The sequence below is a fragment of the Sodalis sp. RH15 genome (assembly GCF_047324255.1).
Classification (GTDB): domain Bacteria; phylum Pseudomonadota; class Gammaproteobacteria; order Enterobacterales; family Enterobacteriaceae; genus Acerihabitans; species Acerihabitans ligni.
This window is the reverse complement of record NZ_CP178738.1, coordinates 4772642-4795824: the sequence shown is the minus strand read 5'-3', so window position 1 is coordinate 4795824 and position 23183 is coordinate 4772642. Positions and strand designations below refer to the sequence as shown.

Below are 23183 nucleotides of genomic sequence, written 5' to 3'. Positions count from 1 at the left end.
GCCACGGATCATTTAGACACTTTCGAGCCGTTGATAATATTGATGTTCATATTCCGCCGGTGACATCTGATCGCTCGAGCCATGCCGACGCTTACTGTTATAAAACATTTCGACGTAATCAAAAATATCGCTCCTGGCTTCTTCCCCCGCTCAGTTGCTGTGCATGTGTAATAGCAAGCAAGATGATCAATCGCATACTCTGCATCTAACCAACATCCTTTTTCATTGAAAAAAATGCCGACACATCAGCATCGTTTTTAGCTTATAATATGTGCTTGTGGTAAGTCGTTAGCACGGGAGTTGTGATGAGCAGTAGTAAAAAAGTGGTGGGATCTTATACCAAACCCTCACGCGAACAGATTGTCCGTTCGGTGGTGACCTCGACGGCAATCGAAACAGGCCGGTCTTCGGAGCAAGTTGAGGCCTCCCTCAACGCCCAGCGCAAAAAATTCGCCCATCTTCGTCTGGGAGATTAAGCGTTTTCCAGTGCTTTGCTAACCCAATATTTTATCGGCTCATAATTCATGGACATGCCTGCATGAATGGCTGATATGTATTGGCTTTTGTTTTGCTCCCAGCTTTGATAATCCAATGGATTAAACCCTCCCTGCACCGCCATAACGTCAGCCAGTAGCCGCGATAATCGTCCGTTGCCTTCCCTGAACGGATGGATGAGTATCAGCTCGACATGGACAATGGCGATCGCTTCAGTGACGTGCTCTTTGTCCATCCCCGAGCAGGGAGTGTATTTGGCGAGGTATCTTATTTCGAACTCATTCAATAATTTCGGTACTTGGGCTGAAGGCGCAAACATAAAGCCGCCTTTACTGATATTCACCGTTCTTTCTTGTCCTGCCCACTCATAGATGTTCTCTAGCCAGCGCCGATGCCAGCTTTTTATCATGGCAACGGTTATTCGCCCAAGGGGGAATTGCTCTTCAAAAATAGTCTGATAAAATTTTTCCAACAGAACCAATTCCGCGCCGTCAATTTCATCAGGATTGGAAATCCCCAGCTTGTTTGCCAAGACCTGTTCGCCAGAGCCTTCGGCAAACTTTCCTTCGCTGTTGGAAACATCATATCGGTTCATCGAGCATTCCACTTTACGGACATCGGTACTATGGGTCAGCCTTCAATCATAGTGCTATACCCGTCATACTTCGAGTTGCAGGGTTGTTGGCTGCCCTCGCTCACCTCAGTCACTTACGGGAGTAAGCTCCTGGGGATTCACTCGGTGGCCGCCTACCTGCAATTCGAACTATTTAGGGTATATAATCAACCTAAGGAAAGTAATAACCTATAAATCAATCAGTTATAACAATGTAGGTTAAAGTGTAGTCTTTCCTTCTTTTCTAAAAATAATCGTTAAATATCAACATCAACACACCAATGCATCATGGGTGTATGGCTGTCTAAATCTTCTGTGGTACTCATGGAGTTATGATATCCATTTCTCTGTTTTTCATGAAGTTAGTGATGGTGATTGTTCTCATTAATTATCACTTATAGCGTAGCGCCCATGATAACGGAGTCTTTATGGCAGGGAAACAAGCGGGGACGCCTCTTTCGTCAAAAGCGGATGAAATGGTAAAATTCCAGCAACAGGCGGTCTTCCGAGAAAGGATAATTCGTTGGCACAACGCAAATTGGCAAAATCCAGGCCCGTCACTCAATCTCCTGTCGGCGATCCGCAGCGGCAATTTCAGATGCACTGGGAAACCATTGACCGGTTGCAGCGTGAGATGGCAACAAAACAGCAGCAGCAAGATGCTGTCATGGCCCGATTCCGCCAGGAAGTGTTGCCCATTGAGCACCAATACGTCCAGGCGCTCTACGACAAAACCCTCCGGTTGATCTCATTTGCCGATAAAAAAACGCTGGGAAAGTATAATCGCGAAGCGCTCTTTTCTTGGATAGGGGAAGAATTGGATGAGCTGTTTCATTATCCATTTAATGAACATCTCGATCTGGAAGCGCTACGTCAGCAGTTTCTCGCCTTGAACACGATAGCGGACGACGAGCCAACTCAATATGAGATTGATGAATTTCGCCAGTACGTCAAGGATGAGTACGGCTCAGACGGACAACTGAGCGACGCGGAATTGATTGAGCTGATGATGAATCCTGAAAAGATGTTCAACACATTGGACCGTCTGTTCACTGATGCTGAAAGTATCTTCGATGAAGATGACTATGACTATGAAGATTTTGATAAAGCCGGCTTGCATGATGATGACGCAGGTTATGACGACGACTATGGTGATGGCAATGAAGCTGATGACGGCCGCACCGATCAAAAAATTGACAACGCGCAGCAAACCTTGGATGGTCTGTTAAAATCGCCAGAAGTGAAGAAGATGTACAAAAAGCTCGCTAACATCCTGCACCCCGATCGGGAAGGCGATCCGGCGAAAAAAAATGAAAAGCATCTTTTGATGGTGCAATTATCCAAGGCTAAAAAAAACCATGATGTCTGGACGATACTGGAAATGTACCACCGATATTCGGACCCGGATTTCCATTTTAGCCAGGCTGAGATACCCGCTATCAACGCGCTGATGCAGCAGCGGATTAAGTCGCTTAGTGCCGAACTGGCCGAGACGGAAAATCCTTCTTCGTTGTCGGGCATGATTTGGGAAAAATTCGGCGCCAAAACGACTAGAGGTATCGATAACAAGTTCAAGAAGCACAACGAAAAATTACATCAACTGCTTGAAGAGCAGGTTCAGCAACGCCAGCAATTACGTTCGCTGGCGGTGCTGAAAATCTATTTGGCCGCTCGGCGTGCGGCATATGAATTTGAGTGGCAGAGGGGGGATTTTTTTTAGTCTGCCCTGCCCGGGCCGCGTTAAATCGGAGCTGGGTGGTCTGATAAAAATGCCGGTAGAAATGCCGGTAGAAATGCCGGTAGAAATGCCGGTAGAAATGCCGGTAGAAATGCGATTATCTTTGAATGCCACTGCACAACAAATTCTATGTATCATCGCTAAATGTCCTTCCATTACCATGGCCAGGCTGGCAGAGGATCTGGCAGTGAATCGTCGCACTGTTGAGCGCAATATCAAGATATTGCAGGACAAAGGGTTACTGGTGAGGCAAGGGCCGACCAAAAACGGCTCATGGCGAGTTATCATATGATGGCTAGCAAAAACCAGGTCCCCAGCCGAATCATAACGTTTAGCAACGGGAAATAGCCTTTGGCGGAGAAGCGTCATCAGTGAACGATCTCTATATCATCAGCGCGGGCGCCGCCCGCGGCTTAATTGAATCCACCTGCGAGGAATTTTCCGCGCCCCGGCAATTGACGCCGGCAAAAGAATTCGCGGCGGTGGGGACGACCTTTGATCGGGCGCGCCAGGCCATGTCGGTCCATGAGCGCTGCGATCTGGTGGCCCTGACCCCGGACCTGCTGCAACGCCTAACCGGAGAATTTCCGGGGCGTATCGCTCCTGCGGGGACCTTGGGTTTTACTCCTACCTGTCTTGCCTGCCGCCAAGGCGTGGAGCCGGTTGATATTTCCACCGTTGATGCGTTGCGCCGGGCGATAAGCGAGACGGATGCGATTTTCACTGGCGATCTGCGCCAGTCCACCATCGGCCGCCACACGGTGCATCTTTTGGCCAGCCTTGGCCTTGACCCCCTTGCAACGCCCGAAGTGGTTGAGTTTCCCGGCGGCGCGCAGGCGGTGGCGGCCATGGCGACCACGGAAAAATCCGTCCTCGCCATTGCACAACTGACGGAAATACGGCTGCATCCCTCAGCCGTATTGGTGGGGTCGCTTCCCGCTGAATTCTACCTCGCCACCGAATATGTCCTGGGGGTAGTTGATGATTCTCCTGCGGCATGGGACTACGCCGCCTTGCTCACCGGCGTCTCGCGGCAGGAGACGCGCAGGCAATGCGGATTTAATCCCTGCTGACGTTTGCTCTGCCTGCGGCTAAAGATTGCTAGGATTCGAAAGAGGCCAGCGTTTGTGCAAGCAGTTCTTCGGACAGGGCTTCATCATCCACCGCCCGCGCCAAAATCATCGCCCCAATCATGGCCGACCAGCGAGCAATCGCTACGCGCCGGCGTTCTTCCTCGCTGTTGCCGGGGGCGGTTTGGCTAAAACGCTCGATCTGCGCTTTGACGGCGCGGGTGGTAACGGCTACGGTTTCCGGCGACGTGCGGGAAATCTCGCTGCCCAGAGCCGAGAACATACAGCCGTGGCGCCGATCGTCCCGTTGCTGTTTGCTCAGGTAACGTTGCCCGAAGGTCTGCAAATCCAGATCGGCGAACGGGGAGGTACCGTCTTGAAGGAACAATACATGTTCAAATACCTTGGCGATAAGATCGTCCTTTGACTTGAAGTGGTTGTAAAACGCGCCGTGGGTCAGCCCGGCGGCCTTGGTCACGTCGGCAATGCTGACCGTTTCACATCCCTCTTCACGCATCAGTTGCGCAGCGGCATCCAGAATCCGGCGTCGATTATCGGCAAGATGGTCGCGGCTGATTTTCATCTCAAAGATCCGTCAGGGTAATGTTCAGAATGATAATAAAGAGTATCCGACAAAACGCCTTTTTTTGCAATGATGATAGATAACACTATTGCATAAGACGGTTGCCGCTCTTATGATGATGGTCGTCACTATTAGCAAACCTATGTATGAATGTTATCGACTTCTCTCCTAAGGATACCTTTATGACTTCACTACACTCCACGGCCCTGGTCACCGGCGCATCCACGGGCATTGGCGCCATGTACGCAAAAAAACTGGCTGGCCGCGGCTATCATCTGGTCCTGGTGGCCAGGGATATCAAACGCCTTGAATCGCTGGCGGCAGAGCTGAGATCCGATTTTGGCGTTCAGGTCGATGTCGTACGCGCAGACCTGACAAATCCGCAAGACCTTTATCAGGTGGAAAAGCGTTTGCGGGAAGATCCCGCCATCGGATTATTGGTCAATAACGCCGGCGCGGCCAATCACGGTTCGTTTATCGATGCCGACCCGGACAAAATGGAAACCTTGATTGATCTTAATGTGCTGGCGGTAACCCGCCTTACCGCCGCCGCGCTTGCCGGCATGCTGGCCCGCGGGCAAGGCGCCATTATCAATATCGCCTCGGTTGTGGGCTTGGCCCCCGAGTTTCCCTTGGGCATCTACGGCGCCACCAAGTCCTTTGTCATCGCCATGTCGCAGGCGCTCAACGCTGAGCTGGGTGAAAAAGGAATTTATGTCCAGGCGGTGCTGCCCGCGGCCACCCGTACGGAAATCTGGGAACGGGCCGGACGCGATGTGAACGCGCTGCAGGGGGTTATGGAGGTGGAAGAAATGGTTGACGCCGCGCTGGTGGGGTTCGATCGCCGGGAGACGGTAACAATCCCCCCGCTGCATGACGAAAGCCTGTGGCAGGCCTATGATACGGCCCGCCAGGCGATGCTGCCGCATTTTGCCCAGTCCCATGCCGCCGACCGTTATCAGACAAAATAACGGCATTCACAGCGACTGGACCGTATTTTGAAATTAGGCGGCCTGACCCCGCTCTTTCGAGCGGGTATTCTCGTCACCGACGGACGGAATTATCATATTCAATCCGCGCGGCGGACCGGAGCGGGCTGTCGCCGGTTAATGGACATCCCGCAATAAAGGGTGGGGTAAAGTCAATCGACGACAATCACTTCCGTCAGGCTCTCCAGATCCTTGAATTCATTTTCGGGGATGGCGGAGTCGGTAATAAAATAGTCGATATCGGACCAATTGCAAAATTGGAATAGCCCGGAGCTGCTGAATTTCGTACTGTCGCTGACCACCACTTTAATGGTGGCGCATTTCACCATGGCTCTTTTGATTTCCGCTTCTTCATAGGAAGCGGTACAAGGGCCATGCCTGCCTCGCAGTCCGTCGGTGCCGAGAAAAACAATGTCGGCATTCAGCGATTCGAAAACGTTAACCCCCCACAGGCCCACCATGGCTAAACTGTTGGAATGGATTTTACCGCCCACCAGGTAAATATCATTATCGGTACCCGCCAGCGGTTGCACGATATTAATAGCATTTGAAATGATGGTAAGTTTACTTTTCATGACCAGCGTATTGGCAACGCACTGGATAGTACTGCCGGTATCTAAAATAACAACGCCTTTTTCAGGAATAAGCTGCGAAGCAACATGGGCGATTTTATTTTTAATATCCAGATTTTCCGTGTTTTTGCGCGCCAGCGGCTGCTCTATGGTCAAGATGCTGCCCGAGGCGATGGCGCCGCCGTGTCCTTTGGTGGCAATCCCTTTACGATCCAGATAAATAAGGTCTTTGCGTATGGTTTCGGTGGATACGCCGAAAATTTCCGCCAGCTTGCCGACTTTAACGCTGCCTTCCGCAATCAGAATCTGAGCGAGCCTATTTCTGCGTTCTATGGTCAGGGAATTGCTCATCCGAATTACCACGCTCAAGATAATTAATAACATCAATAAGATAGATTATAAAGACCGGTAAAGGAAGTCAATACCGGTCCTTTTCCTTTGTGGGCGAGAGTTTTCCTGGTTTATACCCGCCGGCGTTTCCCGAGCAGCGCGGATTTGCCCCTGCTAAAAATGCGGCTTTTTTGGCCGAATCGTTCTTTCAGGGATTTTTTGTGAGGCATATCAAATTTATTAGACAAAAATCTTGCCTGACTTGTTTTTCCCATAGATATTGCGATTATGGTTGCGATTGTGAGTGTTTGGTTGGGTATTATCGTATATATAGCTTTAAAGCCTTTGGATGCCAAGGATGAAATCCAACATAGAGTTCGTTGGATTGGCTAAAAGAGGGTGAGAATGTCTTTTTTGTTGCAAGGTTGTGATAAGCCTTTAACATCAATGAAATGGCTAAGACTTATCTGACGCAGGATCAAAGGAGCTTAAAATGACCACTATCCTCAATGAAAATAACATCGTCTTAAACGCCTCTTTCAGCCATAAGGAAGAGGCGATCCGAGCTGCAGGAAAATTGCTGCTTGATGGCGGTTATGTAACTGAAAAATATATTGATTACATGCTGAAGCGAGAGGAGGTGGTTTCCACCTACCTGGGAAATAACCTGGCATTGCCCCATGGCATCGACGGTTCGGAAAATGAAATCATACGGTCGGGCATTGCCGTGATCCAGGTTCCAAACGGAGTCAGCTTCGGCAAAGACAATCAAAATGATATTGCCCATATTGTTATTGGCATCGCCGGCAAAGACGGTAGCCATATGGATATTCTTAATCAGATTGCCATTGCGTGCATGGAAGAAGAAAACGTCCAGCAAATGCGGCATGCGACGAATAAAGCCGAAATTTTGAATTTGCTCGGCCTGTGATGTTTCTGCCGAGAGGAAAAATAGGTCTAGTCCTGCGTGTTCTATCCGGCTGTGCTCGCATTATGATGCTGCTTTTTGGCAAATTTATGCAGCGTCGACTTAATCTGATTGGATAAATTGGCGCGCAGTAAAGCAAGGATTGTGGTTTTTCAACAGCGAAAAAAAATGCCGGTGTATTACATCGGCAACGAATAGGCATTGCCGCAATAAGGCGCACTTGCATCCCATGTCTATAGAGTAATCTTATTTGCCATGAGAAGAGAATGAGCATGAACTGTTTAATTGAAGATTTTATTATCAATAATCCCAATGGATTACATGCCAGGCCCGGTGCTTTTTTTGTTGATACCCTCAAGCCTTTCAATAGCGAGGTGAAAATCTGTAATACACACCGCGGTGAAAAACAAGTGAATGCGCGCAGTCTGCTCAGTCTTATGGTCTTGGGAATAAAACAAGGGCACAACGTGCGCGTATTTGTTAAGGGAGACGATGCGCCCCAAGCGTTGGAAGCGTTGCGAAACGCCATTGCGTCTGGTTTGGGTGAATAACGTTTTAAAAGAAAATCTGTTTAGCCAAAAAAATAAACAGACTGATAATATTTAGAAGGAATGAAGGATGGAAAAGAAAATAATTACCTCGCCATCAATAATGTGCGCGGATTTGCTAAACCTGGAAACATCAGTTAAAGCGCTGGAGGATATTGGGATTGATGCATTGCACATTGACATAATCGACGCTTCTTTTAGTCCCAGTATGCCGTTAGGACTGGACACGATTAAAAGGTTGCGGGCAAAAACCTCATTGGATTTTGATGTTCACATCATGTCCACCAATAATGATTGGTTTATAGAACAGATACTTGCCATCGGCGTCCAGCAAATCTCGTTTCATTATGAAACCAGCCTGCACGCGGACCGCTTGGTGAATTTAATCAAAAGAAAGGGGGTGAGGGCAGGTTTGGCGCTGAATCCGGCCACCTCGCTTTCCTGTCTGGATTATTTGCTGCCTCAGCTCGACCAGGTGTTATTGATGCTTATCAATCCCGGTTTTGCGGGCGATGCGGGAGAAAAACAGGCGGCGTATTCAGAACAGAAAATCTCCGATCTCGCTGCTTTGATCAGACAACGAAAACTCAGTACGGAAATTCAGGTTGACGGCCGGGTTTCGCTGGAAAGCATTCCGCACCTTATCCGTGCCGGGGCCACCAATCTGGTGCTGGGCAGCACCAGTCTTTATATTCCCGGCCGCTCTTTGCTGGAGAATAAAAAGCTGCTGGATGCAGCAATACAAAACGGCAAGCTGGAAAAACCGGAAAGTATGTAACCGATGTCAGGGGATGCGCAGCGATGGATTATTATCAGACTGAATCAGCGATTATCAAAGAATTGGAAAATACCATGGGCAGTATCGCTGCCGATGATGTGCTGGCATTAGTGAAGCATATACAACGTGCAGAAAAGGTTTTTTTTGTCGGCGTGGGAAGGGTCCTGCTTTCCCTGGAAGCCATCGCCAAGCGGCTCGCCCATTTAGGGATAAAAACCTATATCGTCGGGCAAATCACCGAACCGGCCATCACGAACAATGATTTGCTCATTGTGGGTTCCGGTAGCGGCGAGAGCATGTTTCCGCTGGGCATCGCCAAAAAGGCCCGTTCTTTTGGCGCCGCCGTGGCACATATAGGCTCCAACCCCAGCAGCTCGATGCGCGAATATACCGATACCTTTGTCAGGATCCCGGTACAAACCAAGCTGGACCGGCCGGATGAAGTCCATTCCATACAGCCGATGACCAGCCTGTTTGAACAGGCATTATTATTGTTGGGCGATACCATAGCTTTGATGATGGTACGTGAAAAAAATATCGACATGCATAATTTGTGGCAATTCCATGCAAATCTCGAATAGGACCAATGTTATGAGTACTTCAGGCTGGCTGGATTTAGGTAAGAAGGTTGTTATTGTCACCGGCGGCATGTCGGGTATCGGTGCGCAAATTGCGAAAACCCTACACGCCAACAATGCCACGGTAGTGGTATGCGATCTGAATATCAATGAAGAGGCCAAGAGCTATGCTTCTTTGCTGATTAAATGCAATATCGCCAACAAAGCGGATGTCGATGCCATGATACGCACCGTCATTGATGAATATCATCAAATTGATGCGCTGGTTAATAATGCCGGTGTTAACCGACCTCGGTTATTAGTGGATTATTATAAAAAGGACAAACAATACGAGGCCACCGAGGCGGATTTTGATTTTATCGTCAACGTCAATCAAAAAGGGCCGTTCCTTTGCACCCAGGCCGCGGTAAGGCAAATGATTGATAACGGCAAAGGAACGATTGTGAATATTTCTTCTGAGGCCGGTACGGAAGGATCGGCGGGACAGAGTATTTATTCCGCGACCAAAGGAGCGCTGAATAGTTTTACCCGTTCCTGGGCGAAAGAATTGGGAAAATTTGGTATCCGGGTGGTGGGTATCGCGCCGGGCATCAACAAGCGGACCAATATGAACAATGACGAAAATTATCGTGCATTGGCCTATACGCGCGGCTGGGATCCCAACAAGATAGACGATGATTATACCGGTTCCATACCTCTGGGCAGACCGGGGGAACACTATGAATTAGCGGATTTGGTCAGTTATCTGGTCTCGGATCATTCAAGCTATATAACAGGTACGATTGTTAATATATCCGGCGGAAAGTCGAGATAAATTTTTTATCAAATAAAACGATAGAAGCTCTTATTATCCTACAAACGGGGCGAAAGCAATGCTGATTGATAATACTGAACAAATAGGTGAAAAGAAATCATTCCTCGTGAAGGTTCAGCGATTTGGAAACTTCTTGAGCGGAATGGTAATGCCCAATCTCGGCGTGTTCGTCGCCTGGGGGCTGATTACGGCGCTGTTCATCCCCACAGGATGGATACCCAATGCGCATCTGGCCGCTCTGGTCAGCCCGATATTAACCTATCTGCTGCCGTTGCTGGTGGGCTTTACCGGCGGCTATATCGTCCATGGCCAGCGCGGCGGGGCATTGGGAGCGCTGGCTACGATGGGTATCATTATCGGCTCCAATGTTACCATGCTCGGCGGCGCCATGATTATCGGCCCCTTCGCCGCATGGCTGATGAAAAAGGTCGATCACTACCTTGAAGGGCGCTTCAGGGCGGGATTTGAAATGCTGATCAGCAACTTCAGCATGGGGATCGTCGGTCTTGTCATCACCTTGCTAGGGTATTTGATCATCGGTCCGGTTATCTCGGTATTGATACATATCCTCTCAGCCGGCGTCAATTGGAGCATCGCCCATGAGGTCCTGCCGCTGATTTCCATATTTGTCGCGCCGGCCCAGGTGCTGTTTTTGAATAATGCCATCAACCACGGCATCATGGGTCCGCTGGGCCTGCAGCAGGTGGCTGAGCACGGCAAATCAGTGCTGTTCCTGGTTGACGCCAACTGCGGTCCGTCGGTGGGGACATTGCTGGCCATCTCCTTCTTCGGAAAAGGAATGGCGAAAAAAACCGCGCCCACCGCCGCGCTGATAGCGGGTGTCGGCGGCATCGGCGAAGTGTACTTTCCCTTCGTGCTAATGAAACCCGTGCTGGTATTCGCCACCATGGCGGGGATTACCACCTCCTTGACCTGTTTCCTGATGCTGGGCGGCGGGACCGTCGCCACGCCGTCGCCGGGCAGCTTTTTCGCCATGTTGGTATTGACGCCTAAAGGGGCGATGTTAGGCAATCTGGTGGGTTTCTTTGCCGGAATGGCGGTGGCTTTCGCCGTGGCGACGGTACTGCTGAAGATGGATAAGAGCCCGGAAGAAGCGGACGCGCCGGAACTGGCTGATGCCGACCCCTACGCCGCCGCAGCGCTCAATCAAGAGGCGTTGGCGCGTGTACACGGCGTCACTATCCGTAAAATCATCGTAGCATGCGATGCCGGTATGGGATCCAGCGCCATGGGGGCTTCAATTCTGCGAACGAAGCTTAAAAAAGCCATGCTTGATATCGACGTCAAGAATGCCAAAATCGAAGAAGTCCCCAAGGACGTCGACCTTATAGTCACCCATGCCCAGCTTTTTGATCGGGCGAAGAAATTGCATGACAACGGCAAGGTGGTTTTTATGTCCATCACCAATTTCATGGAAGGCGGCCAGTACGATTCTATCGTAGAATATGTGAAAAACAGCCGGGGAGGTTAATAAGCTTTATGAACCGGTTTCGGAAAGCGATGGCGACGGCCTGACGCCCCCGCGTGAGAATAGCTGGCCCGCGGATCCGGTGACAAGCAAGTCGCCGGACCTTCAAAATCTTTCTAAAATATATAATATTCCCCCAGTCTTCAATTTCCCCTTCCTTATGCTGCCGCTAACTCTATTTGAATGTTATTGTGTCAATTTTCAGATAATAATATGCAATATTTTCTATATTCTATTGCAATATTTTTAATAAAAATAAACGATTAATTATAACTACTTGATTTTTAAAATGTCTATTACGTTTCTAATTCATTAATTTTCATATGATTTTGATAATATCATGTCAATGATAATAAGTTATTTCTAGGTGGCGTCTCTCTAAAGGATGACAAATGATGACCACCACGACATGATAGATTTTGTTTTTGTCAATTGGGCAATATGGATTTTCTAGAATATAGAGATTCGATCGTTATGATATATATTTTCGTCTGCGTTTTTTAATAATTATTCTGGCCTAGATATATTCCGTTGATTATATTCCGGAACCTGAAGTATAGGTTGCGGTAAAAAGAGGAAATTTATGCATGATACCTTTACACTCTCTTCAGACGAAAATCCCCGTCGAACCCGTGAGGCATGATAGCGTTAATCTTGGGGATGAGGCCGATGTGTCTTCCAGCGCCGAGAGTGCGTCGAGACAATTGGAATGGCAGTTCAATGAAAATAACGCGCTGGGACAAACAGAATTAACGACCGAAGCGTTAAAAACCTGCGCGATAAATCTCGACCGTCAGCTAGATGCTCTCAACGGCGAGTTGTTGGCTACGTTGCGCCCCCATGAACTCAATGGCGCGGAACGTCTCCTGGCGAGCGCCGAAGATTTATTGAAGAACGGAGAAGATGCGCCGCTCTCTACCTTAGTCGGTACAGACGAAGATACCATCGCGAAGCATTTGCGCGATCAGTTACAGCGCCAACCCTCCGCTGAATTTATGGAACGCGGCAGGACGCTGCTGGATTGCATCGGCAGCGTGCTGGCCAATGATTTTACCCTGTTATCCGGCAACGCGGCGCGCCGTACGGGGAATGTGATTGCGGTGGCGGCGCGAACCGGCACCATCGTTGCCCTGACCACCATGTTGCGCCAGCTGCTGGGTTTTGCCCTGGAGCAGAACTTCCATTCTTTGGGAAAAGACGCTTCGCTTACGCCGCGTATGGTGGCGGGAATCGCTTCACTCCTGATTGGGCCGGGACTCAATCTGGCCGGTGCGGTACGCGATGAAAGAAACGGTTTAGCCACCCCGGCATCACGGATTTCGCGCACCTGGATGGGGCTTTTGAGTCTCGGCGGTTTGCTGATTGCCTCAGCCTATGATCCCGTCGCCGTAATCGGACATAAGCTGGCCGCCATCGGACCGCAAATGGCGGCATATACCTTGGCCCGCGACCTGCTGCAGATGTTTTTTCCGCTTCATGAGAATGGCGGGACCAATGCCACCGGGATGTTGTGCTCCGGCTTTATGTATGGCATCGCTCAACTATTACTCGGCGAGGGCATGGTGAATTTCGCCCCGCAATCCGGCGCGGAATATCTGATCTCGGAAGCGGGCCGGCTGGGAGAGCCCATGGCGGACTGGGCGGCGGCAAGCGCGGCCATGGCCCTGATTGAACCAAACCATCTGCACGATCTGCTGCGCAGCGCCATGAATACCGCCGTGGAAATGTTTGATGAGCTGCAAAGGCCGGCGTTGATGCGCTATTTTTCAACTCAACAGGGAACCGGCGCGGCGCAGGGGGAGGCCGAGGCAGCCCCTGAGAAAGAGCCGTTGACCGCGGGCACGGCTGCTTTTGCCTCGGGCGCGGTTACAACCCTTAGGTCAGCGTCGGATAAAAACAGCAGCCGCAGTATATCGGCCGAACCGTCGTCTGCCGGGGACAAGCGCCGCCGGTCCTCCTCGTTCAACGGACCGGACCAGGGCCGGGAAGGAGTACGGATAGGCCTTGATCGGCCGCGCATCGGTACCGGTTCCTGGCCCACATCGGGTCAGTTGGCCGACAGTATGCTCACCACCTGCGCCATGCGCACCTCGGTATTTGAAGCGGTAGTGGCTATTGCGCTGACGGTGTCAACCGCCCTGCAAAAAACCCGGCTGGAGCAAACGGAACAATGCCATATTGTGAGCGCCCTGATTGGCGGGTTGGTCATGGTGGGATATCCCGCCTTTGTCTGTGCTCATTTGACCGGCTCTTCGTCTCCGGACTCATTAGCGCCCGCTGCCGACCCCGGTACCAGTCCAGATCCCGCAGCGATAGAAAAACAGGGATAAGCGCATAGCGGCGACAAAACCATGCCATGGTCCGGCCCGGTTTATGGCCGCGTGCTAATAATTAATCTTGCTTAAAGCTTGCAGCCTTGATTCCATGTTTCTAAATAAAGCGGATAAAACCCTGAATGTCGCGCTACCGGGGGTGTCTATGGAGCAAAGGCCGGCCGGCTCTTTTATCCGCCTTGGCCGTTTAAGCTATGAAATGAAGCGTTTACCATCAAAATGGTAAACTCGACCAGCGTTATCACAATCTGATTTATCGGGGGACGGCATGGATGGAGTTTTGATTTTCTGTAAAGACTCAATATTGAGGTTTCGTTCAGATTATGACGATCTGACGGCGGTCCCCCTCTTATCTATCCAGGATTGTCTTGAGGAAGAAAATGCGCTTTTCCTCCTGCAATATTTTCGCCATCGCGTGATCATTGAAGAGGGCACGACGCTATCTGATATGTTTTTGGCCATAGAGCCCTGGGCCGGCGTACTGGCGGCGTACCTTGACATAGATGTGAGGGCCTATATCGATGAAATCAGAAAACCCTCGCAGGTGGAGGCGGTATTCGACTGGATTGGCATTCAGAAAGTGACGTCGGTGCATCGCGCTTATCAGCATCATGACATTCATGATGGTGAGGACCTCACCAGCTATTTCAACCGTGAACGCATACCCACCAAGCATTTTGATATTGAAGCCGCCTGTACGGCCAATGGCTATAAAAATGGCGATAAGGAGCATTACAGTATCAGCGGTGATATACATACCATCAAAAACGTCCCGGTGGTGATAAGTGACCGCCAAGTTTTGGTCAGCTATGGACAGGATAAAAATAATCTATTGAATCATCGGCATGCGGGTGTCGTGGTTAATAATAAGACAACCTATATACAGGGTGGGATAGCCTTTTCGTTGAATGAAGTTATGGAGGCGCTGTTCAATGACGGCTTGTTTTATTTTTCGCCGCAAATTGCCAGCCATGATATGGCGAAGATTAAAGAAATGGCTGAAATAATTGAAAAAAATGAGGATGAAAGCAGAGAGGCGGCCCTGTATTCCGGAATTGATGAAGAGGAGAAGCTGGAGGCGGTCAATAAGATAAAAGTTGAAATTGCCGAAGGGGCATTCGACCCGATGATTGATCATATGGAGTCAGAACAGGCCTATTGGCAATATGTTAAATCCCTGTGCGACTCAAACAGCGAACTTCCCATTCGCATCGGCCAAATCGATGAGGCCAAATCTCCAGAACATCGGTTTTACAATTTTATAATGGATGACAACTGAGTGCGTTATCATCTTTCCATCAAATTCTTAGCTCTATTTCTTGAGAGTATTTACTCTAAATTTCCATGACTACCCGTTATTCATGATGACGCCCCCTTCAGCGCCATTAAGCATGCCGCCAGGCGTGCGTTTAGTGAAAGGGGGTGGGAAGCGTGCGTCATTCGTAACGGCGGAAATAGATTTCCAGCTTGGTTTGCAACTTGCCCAGTACCGTACAGAACATTAGGTAGATAAACGCCGCTTCAATATACAAAATGAGCGGTTCATAGGTGACGGATACGATGCGCTGGGCCGCCAGAAACATTTCCGGTACCGTAATCACCGCAGCCAGGGAGGTATCCTTGATAAGCGAGATAAACGAATTGGCCAGCGGCGGCAACGAGACAAATACCGACTGGGGCAAGATAACCCGCCGCATGGCCTGCGGACTGCTCATGCCGATGGAATATGCCGCCTCCCATTGCACCTTCGGCACCGAAATGATGGCGCCGCGGATAATCTCCGAGCTGTAGGCGCCCACGTTGAGGATAAAACCTATCAATGCGGCCGGGAAGGCGTCCAGCGTGATGCCTGCGCTGGGCAAACCGTAAAAGATAACGAACAGCTGTACCAGCAAGGGAGTGCCGCGAATCACCCAGACATAAAAGTCCGCTATTCCTTTAAACGGTTGTGGGCCATACAGCCGGATCAGCGCCACCACAAAAGCCAGCGCCAATCCTCCGATAAAGGAAAGAACCGCCAGCGGCAGGGTAAACATCACTCCGGCTGTAAATAACCGCCAAAAGGAGTCCAACATCAGTTGAAGCCAGGATGGCATCGGCAAGAACTCCTGAATGTTAAAAAATTACTTGGAGATATCCTGTCCGAAATAACGGATAGAAATAGTTTTATAGGTGCCGTCCGCTTTCACTTCATCCAATGCGGTATTCAATGCTTTCACCAACTCCGGCTGATCTTTGCGGATCAGGATGCCTGAAGGCGCGTTTGCATCCTGGGATGCCACCACTTTCAGCGGCGCGTCAGGTTTGTGCTTTTTGAAATCGAGATAGGATAGGTTGTCGTTAAGGGTCGCCGCGGCGCGTTTGCTTAAGACCAAATCCAAAGATTGATTGAATCCGTCAGTGGGCACCAGTTCGGCGCCGTATTTGGTCGCCAGCTGTGAAAAATTACTGGTTAGACTTTGTGCCGCCTTTTGCCCCTTTAAATCGGCAAAATCTTTGATGGTGGTATTATCGTCACGGGTAATCAGAACCACTTTTGAATCGATATAGGGTTTGGAGAAATCAAATTTAGCCTGGCGCTCCGGTGTTATTCCCACTTCGTTGATAACCGCGTCATACCGCTTTGCGCTCAGTCCGGCGATAAGCCCGTCCCAGCGGCCCTCGATAAACTTGGCCTTAACCCCGAGCTTGGCGGCAACGGCGCGTCCCAAATCAACGTCGAACCCCACCAGATTATTATTGCTGTCGTGAAAGGTATAAGGGGCGTAAGTTCCTTCGGTACCGAAACTAATGGTGCCCGCGGCCTTGATTGCCGCCAGTCCGTCTTCCGCCTGGGCCTGCAGAGCGGTAAAAAACAGGGACCCGGTTACCAGAGCTAATGTGATTTTTTTCATCGTTATTCCTGAAAGTGACAGTGGAAAAGACGCAAGAGGCGCCTTATATGTCGGAGAATGCTAATCCACTTTGTATTTTGCAATAAATTCCATTAAGTCATTAGAAAGCACATTAAATTATAACGGATATTTTGGAAAGAACGATAGTGCATCAGCCCTGGAGAGACAAGCGAAAAATCGATTTTGCCAATCCGTGGTCCGGCCCGGCTATAATAGACCTGCGAGCCCCGTTTATCCATTCGCCCATTGCCGTTGCGGCCGGCTGTCGCCGAAGCCGCTATGCTGTTTGTCGGATGCCGGAGCCCGGGGTAAAAATTGGAATGCGCCTTGCACTAATTCAATAAAAACGTTACGGGAGCCTGCGAGTGCATTCCCGTTGGCCTATTTCACATCAGGATGGGGTATTATGAAAGACGACGAACTTTTTCAACTGAGCGCCCGCCTCGGGGCGGCCCTGAAAGAGAAGGGCAAGTTTATTACCTGTGCCGAATCCTGTACCGGCGGTTGGATAGCCAAGACCATTACCGATACGTCAGGCAGCGCCGGCTGGTTCGATCGCGGTTTTGTGACTTACGGGAACCAGGCAAAATCGGATATGCTGGGGGTCAAGGCCAGTACGCTGGAGCACCATGGGGCGGTGAGCGACCCGGTGGTGCTGGAGATGGCGCAGGGAGCGCTGGCGGCGGCGGGGGCTGATTACGCCGTGGCGGTCAGCGGCATTGCCGGGCCGGACGGCGGGACGATTGAAAAACCGGTGGGCACGGTGTGGTTCGGGTTTGCCGCGCGGCATCGCGCGCCGTTTTCCCAACTGATGCATTTTGACGGCGGCCGGGATGACGTCCGCAGACAGGCGGTTCACTTTGCCCTGAAAACCCTGTTGGACACATTTTTCTGAAAAACACTTGATACTGTATGATTGTACAGTATAATTGGCAACACTAGCGGTATGTGCCCAATGGCTTTCAAGTTGCAGCAAGGCGGCAAGGCGGCAAGGCGGCAAGGCTGAGAACCCCCGGGGCTTAGTAACCAAGTGACTGGGGTGGGTGGGCGCGGCCAACGCCGCTGCAACTTGAAAGATGACGGGCATAGATGTTTGGCGAAAGAGGGTGGCGATGTCGCTCCCCGCTTGATAGGAGTTGAAATGGCTATTGATGAGAATAAACAAAAGGCGTTGGCGGCGGCATTAAGCCAGATTGAAAAACAATTTGGCAAAGGCTCGATCATGCGTCTCGGTGAAGATCGGTCAATGGATGTCGAGACGATCTCCACAGGTTCTCTTTCCCTTGATATTGCGCTGGGCGCAGGCGGTTTGCCCATGGGGCGCATAGTTGAAATCTATGGGCCGGAATCCTCGGGTAAAACAACGCTGACCCTGATGGTCATCGCCTCCGCGCAGCGCGAAGGTAAAACATGCGCATTTATCGATGCCGAGCATGCCCTGGATCCCATCTATGCCAAAAAATTGGGTGTGGATATCGATAACCTGCTGTGTTCACAGCCGGACACCGGTGAACAGGCTCTGGAAATTTGTGATGCATTAACCCGCTCCGGCGCGGTGGATGTCATTATCGTCGACTCCGTCGCGGCGCTGACGCCAAAAGCGGAAATCGAAGGTGAAATCGGCGATTCCCATATGGGACTGGCGGCGCGCATGATGAGCCAGGCCATGCGTAAACTGGCGGGCAATCTCAAAAACGCCAATACCCTGCTGATCTTTATCAACCAGATCCGTATGAAAATCGGCGTTATGTTCGGGAATCCCGAAACCACTACCGGCGGTAACGCCCTGAAGTTTTACGCGTCAGTACGCCTTGATATCCGCCGCATCGGCTCCATCAAAGAGGGCGAAGTGGTGGTGGGTAGCGAGACGCGCGTGAAAGTGGTGAAAAACAAGGTAGCCGCGCCCTTTAAACAGGCTGAATTCCAGATTCTTTATGGGGAAGGCATCAACGTCCACGGCGAATTGGTCGATCTGGGCGTCAAGCATAAGCTGATTGAAAAAGCCGGCGCCTGGTACAGTTACAACGGCGAAAAAATCGGCCAAGGCAAGTCCAACGCCTGCGTCTTCCTCAAAGAACGCCCCGAGATTGCCGCCGAGCTGGATAAAAAATTGCGGGATATGTTATTGCACAATACCACTGACGCCGGTTTTGCCGGTGAGAGCGAAAGTTTTGATGAAAGCACCGCCAATGAAAGCAGTGAGGAAATGTAAGCTTTGCATGCCGGGTAAGCGCTCTTTTTCGGCGAGTGAAGGTTAACGCCATGGCCGCGTTGCTCGATCGTGCACTACATATACTTTCAATGCGGGATCACAGCGAAGCCGAGCTGCGGCGCAAGCTGGCGATGCAGCCGCCTGCGCAAGGGCGGCGATGGAGTCGTCGTCCGTCCGCAGCGGCGGTAGATCCCACGGTAAAAGAAGACATTGAAAAGGAAGTCGATGCAAAAGAACGTATGGCTGAAATCTCTGAAGCCGAACTTGAGGCCGCCATCGACTACTGTCGCCAAAATGATTGGCTGAACGATAGCCGCTTTGCCTTAAGGTATGTTAGCAGCCGCAGTAAAAAGGGGTATGGCGAACAAAAAATTCGCATGGAGCTTATCCAAAAGGGAATAGACCGGGACACCATTGATACCGCCTTTAGCGAGGCGGGTATTGATCGATCTGCGCAGGCCCAGGCAGTGGCATGGAAAAAATTCGGGCAACCTCTTTCCACCGATCGCCTGGTAAAAATCAAAGTGCAGCGTTATCTTCTTTCCCGCGGTTTTTCTTTTGAAGAAATACAATCAATCTATACCCAGTAGATTTCAGGTTGCAGCCAACATTGCTGCAACCCTAAAGATGATGGGTATAATAAATTTATAAATTGGTTGCGATGGGATTTTACTTCGCATCAAAGAAAATTTATCTTATTCCCACTTTTGAGTTCGTGAACGCTACTGTAGCGCCCTAATTCTGCGCTATTCTGTTTTCGATCCGTTTGTTTAGCTTGATTCCGGGACAACTATGAGCAAGAGCACCGCTGAGATCCGTCAAGCGTTTCTCGATTTTTTCCATAGCAAAGGACACCAGGTAGTCGCAAGTAGCTCCCTGGTGCCTGATAACGATCCGACATTATTGTTCACCAATGCCGGCATGAACCAGTTCAAAGACGTTTTCCTCGGTCTGGATAAACGCCAGTACCAGCGCGCCACCACGTCGCAGCGCTGCGTTCGCGCCGGCGGTAAGCATAACGACCTGGAAAATGTCGGTTATACCGCCCGTCATCATACCTTCTTTGAAATGCTGGGCAATTTCAGCTTCGGCGACTATTTCAAACAGGACGCCATCAGTTTTGCCTGGGAGTTATTGACCGGCGAGCAGTGGTTTAACCTGCCGAAAGAAAAACTGTGGGTGACCGTGTATGAAACCGATGATGAAGCCTACAACATCTGGGCGCAGGAAGTGGGCGTGCCCCGTGAACGCATCATCAGGATCGGCGATAACAAAGGTAGCGCCTATGCCTCGGATAATTTCTGGCAGATGGGGGATACCGGCCCATGCGGTCCCTGCTCGGAAATCTTCTACGATCATGGCGAACATATCTGGGGCGGCCCTCCGGGAAGCCCGGAAGAAGACGGCGATCGTTATATTGAAATCTGGAATCTCGTTTTCATGCAGTTCAACCGGCAGTCGGACGGAACCATGCTGCCCCTGCCGAAACCCTCCGTGGATACCGGCATGGGATTGGAGCGCATCACCGCGGTATTGCAGCATGTGAATTCCAATTACGACATCGACCTGTTCCGCACGCTGATCGGCGAAGTGGCGAGCGTGACCGGCTGCACGGATCTTTCCAGTAAATCCCTGCGGGTGATTGCCGACCATATCCGGTCTTGCGCCTTCCTGGTGGCGGACGGCGTGGTGCCTTCCAACGAAGGTCGCGGTTATGTCCTGCGGCGCATCATCCGCCGGGCCGTGCGCCACGGCAATATGCTGGGCGCGCGGGAGACGTTTTTTTATAAGCTGGTGGGGCCGTTGATCGACGTGATGGGACCCGCCGCTGAAAGCATGAAGCGGCAACGCGCCATGGTTGAACAGGTGCTTCGCACGGAAGAAGAGCAGTTTGCCCGCACCCTGGAACGCGGCCTGGCCCTGCTGGATGAAGAGCTGGCCAAGCTTAAAGGCGATACGCTGGATGGGGAAACCGCTTTCCGTTTGTATGATACCTACGGGTTCCCCCTGGATCTCACCGCCGATGTTTGCCGCGAGCGGCAGTTAAAAGTGGATGAGGAAGGTTTTGAACGCGCCATGGATGAGCAGCGTCGCCGCGCCCGCGAATCCAGCGGGTTTGGTGCCGATTACAACAGCATGCTGCGGGTGGATGACGCCACACGATTCTTCGGTTACGAAGAGGTGCGGCATCAGGGTAAGGTTACCGCGCTGTTTCGTAACGGCCAGTCCGTGCCCGCGGTACAATCCGGCGAGGATGCCGTGGTGGTGCTGGATGAAACCCCCTTTTACGGCGAGTCCGGCGGTCAGGTGGGCGACAAGGGCGAGCTGAAAACGTCGCTGGGGCTGTTCAAGGTGAGCGACACGCAAAAATACGGCCAGGCCGTAGGCCACCTGGGGCAGCTCGCCTTCGGGGAATTGAAGGTCGGCGATCGGGTCGAGGCCAGCGTCGATGAAGAGCGGCGTAGCCGCATCCGTTTGAACCACTCGGCCACGCATTTGCTGCACGCCGCGCTGCGCCAGGTTTTGGGGGATCATGTGGCGCAAAAAGGGTCGTTGGTTAACGATCAGTACCTGCGCTTTGACTTCTCCCACCCGGAAGCCATGAAACCCGAGCAGATTCGCAGGGTGGAGGATATTGTGAATGAGCAGGTTCGCCGCAATCTTCCCATCCATACCGATATCATGGATCTGGAATCAGCACGCGCCACAGGCGCCATGGCGCTGTTCGGCGAGAAATATGATGCCAAGGTACGGGTGTTGACCATGGGGGACTTCTCCACCGAGCTGTGCGGCGGCATTCATGCTTCCCGCACCGGTGACATCGGGCTGTTCCGGATTTTGTCCGAATCCGGCACCGCCGCCGGCATCCGCCGTATCGAGGCGGTGACCGGGGAAAGCGCGCTGGCAACCGTGCATCAGCAGAGCGATATTGTCCGCGATCTCGCCCAGTTGGTGAAGGGCGACAGCCAGAACCTGTCCGATAAGGTAAAAGCCTTGCTGGAGCGTACCCGCCATTTGGAAAAAGAGCTGCAGCAGCTCAAAAGCCAACAGGCTGCCCAGGAGAGCTCCGCGCTGCGCGGTAACGTAAAATTGATTAACGGCGTCAAGGTGCTGGTGAGTAAACTGGACGGAGTGGATCCCAAAATGCTGCGTAACATGGTCGACGATTTGAAAAACCAGCTGGGTTCCGCGGTGATTGTCCTGGCGACCGTGGCGGATGATAAGGTCAGCTTGATTGCTGGTGTAACGAAAGATTTAACCGATCGTATCAAAGCCGGTGATCTTATCAGTCATCTGGCGGGTCAGGTCGGTGGTAAAGGCGGCGGACGGCCCGATATGGCCCAGGCCGGCGGCAGCGATGTCCAGGCTTTGCCCGCGGCATTGGCAGGCGTTGAAACTTTCTTGGCAGCCAAATTCTGAGCGCGATAAGAATACGTTATTATCAACGCCATAGCTTTCTGTTAAGTTATGGCGTTTGGATTCGTATTATTCACGGGGTCAAAAGTTAGGCGCGAAGCTGGTCATATCGACTAAACTTATACCTGATGTTGAAAGTTGTCAGCCTGCTGGCATTTTATGTCACTAACATGACTTACGTTTTCACGGTATATGATGGATAATGGCGGGAAACTGAGAGACCCGACTCTTTTAATCTTTCAAGGAGCAAAGAATGCTTATTCTGACTCGTCGAGTTGGTGAAACCCTCATGATTGGCGATGAGGTAACGGTTACGGTTTTAGGAGTCAAGGGCAACCAGGTACGTATCGGTGTCAATGCGCCTAAAGAAGTTTCAGTTCACCGTGAAGAAATATACCAGCGTATTCAGGCTGAAAAGTCGCAACAGAACCCATTCTGATTTTCATGCGCCTTGCATTAGCGAGGCGTAGCAAATTATGTTTCGAAGTTTTCTAATTCATTTCTAAATATTCCTCAATTCAATCGCCCTTAAGCTGCTTTCAGCGGATTAAGGGCGGTTGTCCGCTATTGCGCTGTCAATGTGTTCAAGTTGCATGGGATTTAGGCAAACGCTTCACAGACGGGAAAAATTGTTTGACTTATCAGGCCGGGAAAGTAATATGTGCGCCACGCAGTGCCGATGAGCTTTAACACCGGCGCGTAGGTGAGGTGGCCGAGAGGCTGAAGGCGCTCCCCTGCTAAGGGAGTATACGGTCAAAAGCTGTATCGAGGGTTCGAATCCCTCCCTCACCGCCATTTATTA

23 protein-coding genes, 1 tRNA gene and 1 pseudogene are annotated in these 23183 nt (G+C 51.0%); 19 read left to right on the top strand and 6 right to left on the bottom strand.

The genetic code is table 11. The annotated features are described in order from the left end of the window. Positions 1 to 12 precede the first annotated feature (12 nt). Positions 13 to 144 (bottom strand): annotated as a pseudogene (locus ACL2XO_RS21835) (IS3 family transposase); the annotation flags it as partial. 161 nt (positions 145 to 305) lie between these two features. On the opposite strand from ACL2XO_RS21835, the gene ACL2XO_RS21830 reads away from it, so the two are divergent. Continuing rightward, the gene (locus ACL2XO_RS21830; RefSeq protein ID WP_413725423.1) at positions 306 to 476 is read left to right on the top strand and encodes a hypothetical protein; all 171 of its coding nucleotides are present in this window, start codon (positions 306 to 308) and stop codon (positions 474 to 476) included. Here the strand turns inward: ACL2XO_RS21830 and ACL2XO_RS21825 are convergent. Continuing rightward, entirely contained in the window at positions 473 to 1090 is a 618-nt protein-coding gene (locus ACL2XO_RS21825) for a Fic/DOC family protein (RefSeq protein WP_413741516.1), read from the bottom strand. The two genes, ACL2XO_RS21830 and ACL2XO_RS21825, sit on opposite strands and share 4 nt — an antisense overlap. 541 nt (positions 1091 to 1631) lie before the next feature. Here ACL2XO_RS21825 and ACL2XO_RS21820 point away from each other — a divergent pair. The 3 genes from ACL2XO_RS21820 to ACL2XO_RS21810 all read left to right on the top strand — a co-directional run bounded on the left by ACL2XO_RS21820 (position 1632) and on the right by ACL2XO_RS21810 (position 3919). Continuing rightward, a complete protein-coding gene (locus ACL2XO_RS21820) occupies positions 1632 to 2828 on the top strand; it encodes a hypothetical protein (RefSeq protein ID WP_413741515.1) in 1197 nt (398 codons plus the stop codon). Then, the gene (locus ACL2XO_RS21815; RefSeq protein ID WP_413741514.1) at positions 2794 to 3138 is read left to right on the top strand and encodes a winged helix-turn-helix transcriptional regulator; all 345 of its coding nucleotides are present in this window, start codon (positions 2794 to 2796) and stop codon (positions 3136 to 3138) included. The genes ACL2XO_RS21820 and ACL2XO_RS21815 overlap by 35 nt, the downstream gene beginning before the upstream one ends. Positions 3139 to 3217: 79 nt before the next feature. Beyond that, positions 3218 to 3919: a molybdate ABC transporter substrate-binding protein gene (locus tag ACL2XO_RS21810; RefSeq protein ID WP_413741513.1), complete on the top strand. Its 702-nt coding sequence runs from the start codon at positions 3218 to 3220 to the stop codon at positions 3917 to 3919. Positions 3920 to 3947: 28 nt separating this feature from the next. Here ACL2XO_RS21810 and ACL2XO_RS21805 read toward each other — a convergent pair whose 3' ends face one another. Beyond that, a complete protein-coding gene (locus ACL2XO_RS21805) occupies positions 3948 to 4499 on the bottom strand; it encodes a TetR/AcrR family transcriptional regulator (protein ID WP_413741512.1) in 552 nt (183 codons plus the stop codon). A 182-nt stretch (positions 4500 to 4681) separates the two neighbouring features. Between ACL2XO_RS21805 and ACL2XO_RS21800 the strand changes: the two genes are divergently transcribed. Further along, positions 4682 to 5470 (top strand): SDR family NAD(P)-dependent oxidoreductase, encoded by a 789-nt coding sequence (locus ACL2XO_RS21800; protein ID WP_413741511.1) that lies wholly within the window; start codon positions 4682 to 4684, stop codon positions 5468 to 5470. Between the two features lie 170 nt (positions 5471 to 5640). On the opposite strand, the gene ACL2XO_RS21795 is transcribed toward ACL2XO_RS21800, so the two are convergent. Next, positions 5641 to 6411 (bottom strand): DeoR/GlpR family DNA-binding transcription regulator, encoded by a 771-nt coding sequence (locus ACL2XO_RS21795; RefSeq protein ID WP_413741510.1) that lies wholly within the window; start codon positions 6409 to 6411, stop codon positions 5641 to 5643. Between the two features lie 472 nt (positions 6412 to 6883). Between ACL2XO_RS21795 and ACL2XO_RS21790 the strand changes: the two genes are divergently transcribed. The 8 genes from ACL2XO_RS21790 to ACL2XO_RS21755 all read left to right on the top strand — a co-directional run bounded on the left by ACL2XO_RS21790 (position 6884) and on the right by ACL2XO_RS21755 (position 15137). Continuing rightward, entirely contained in the window at positions 6884 to 7321 is a 438-nt protein-coding gene (locus ACL2XO_RS21790) for a PTS sugar transporter subunit IIA (RefSeq protein WP_413741509.1), read from the top strand. A gap of 269 nt (positions 7322 to 7590) precedes the next feature. Then, entirely contained in the window at positions 7591 to 7869 is a 279-nt protein-coding gene (locus ACL2XO_RS21785) for an HPr family phosphocarrier protein (protein ID WP_413741508.1), read from the top strand. Between the two features lie 67 nt (positions 7870 to 7936). After that, positions 7937 to 8644: a ribulose-phosphate 3-epimerase gene (locus ACL2XO_RS21780; RefSeq protein ID WP_413741507.1), complete on the top strand. Its 708-nt coding sequence runs from the start codon at positions 7937 to 7939 to the stop codon at positions 8642 to 8644. A 23-nt stretch (positions 8645 to 8667) separates the two neighbouring features. Next, positions 8668 to 9225: a 6-phospho-3-hexuloisomerase gene (hxlB, locus tag ACL2XO_RS21775; protein ID WP_413741506.1), complete on the top strand. Its 558-nt coding sequence runs from the start codon at positions 8668 to 8670 to the stop codon at positions 9223 to 9225. Positions 9226 to 9235: 10 nt separating this feature from the next. After that, complete coding sequence (locus ACL2XO_RS21770; protein ID WP_413726835.1) at positions 9236 to 10036, top strand: sorbitol-6-phosphate dehydrogenase subunit; 801 nt, start codon at positions 9236 to 9238, stop codon at positions 10034 to 10036. Between the two features lie 148 nt (positions 10037 to 10184). Then, complete coding sequence (locus ACL2XO_RS21765; RefSeq protein WP_413725414.1) at positions 10185 to 11528, top strand: PTS transporter subunit EIIC; 1344 nt, start codon at positions 10185 to 10187, stop codon at positions 11526 to 11528. Positions 11529 to 12112: 584 nt separating this feature from the next. Beyond that, positions 12113 to 13855, top strand: coding sequence for a hypothetical protein (locus ACL2XO_RS21760; RefSeq protein WP_413741505.1), 1743 nt, complete (start codon positions 12113 to 12115; stop codon positions 13853 to 13855). 271 nt (positions 13856 to 14126) lie between these two features. Continuing rightward, the gene (locus ACL2XO_RS21755) at positions 14127 to 15137 is read left to right on the top strand and encodes a hypothetical protein (protein ID WP_413725412.1); all 1011 of its coding nucleotides are present in this window, start codon (positions 14127 to 14129) and stop codon (positions 15135 to 15137) included. Between the two features lie 157 nt (positions 15138 to 15294). On the opposite strand, the gene ACL2XO_RS21750 is transcribed toward ACL2XO_RS21755, so the two are convergent. Together ACL2XO_RS21750 and ACL2XO_RS21745 are read right to left on the bottom strand one after the other, a co-directional pair. Next, on the bottom strand, positions 15295 to 15954 hold the full coding sequence (locus tag ACL2XO_RS21750; RefSeq protein ID WP_132926198.1) for an amino acid ABC transporter permease: 660 nt from the start codon (positions 15952 to 15954) through the stop codon (positions 15295 to 15297). Between the two features lie 27 nt (positions 15955 to 15981). After that, complete coding sequence (locus ACL2XO_RS21745; protein ID WP_413725411.1) at positions 15982 to 16752, bottom strand: amino acid ABC transporter substrate-binding protein; 771 nt, start codon at positions 16750 to 16752, stop codon at positions 15982 to 15984. A gap of 406 nt (positions 16753 to 17158) precedes the next feature. On the opposite strand from ACL2XO_RS21745, the gene pncC reads away from it, so the two are divergent. From pncC to ACL2XO_RS21715, 6 genes are all read left to right on the top strand, one after another. Further along, positions 17159 to 17647 (top strand): nicotinamide-nucleotide amidase, encoded by a 489-nt coding sequence (gene pncC / locus ACL2XO_RS21740; protein WP_132926202.1) that lies wholly within the window; start codon positions 17159 to 17161, stop codon positions 17645 to 17647. A 246-nt stretch (positions 17648 to 17893) separates the two neighbouring features. Further along, positions 17894 to 18964, top strand: coding sequence for a recombinase RecA (gene recA, locus ACL2XO_RS21735; RefSeq protein ID WP_132926204.1), 1071 nt, complete (start codon positions 17894 to 17896; stop codon positions 18962 to 18964). A 50-nt stretch (positions 18965 to 19014) separates the two neighbouring features. Further along, a complete protein-coding gene (locus tag ACL2XO_RS21730; RefSeq protein ID WP_413725410.1) occupies positions 19015 to 19554 on the top strand; it encodes a regulatory protein RecX in 540 nt (179 codons plus the stop codon). A gap of 202 nt (positions 19555 to 19756) precedes the next feature. Then, entirely contained in the window at positions 19757 to 22384 is a 2628-nt protein-coding gene (alaS, locus tag ACL2XO_RS21725) for an alanine--tRNA ligase (protein ID WP_413741504.1), read from the top strand. A gap of 250 nt (positions 22385 to 22634) precedes the next feature. Continuing rightward, positions 22635 to 22820 carry a carbon storage regulator CsrA gene (gene csrA / locus ACL2XO_RS21720; RefSeq protein ID WP_132926210.1) on the top strand — a complete coding sequence of 62 codons (186 nt, stop codon included), beginning with the start codon at positions 22635 to 22637 and terminating at the stop codon, positions 22818 to 22820. Between the two features lie 263 nt (positions 22821 to 23083). Beyond that, a tRNA-Ser gene (locus tag ACL2XO_RS21715) sits at positions 23084 to 23176 on the top strand. Positions 23177 to 23183: the final 7 nt, after the last annotated feature.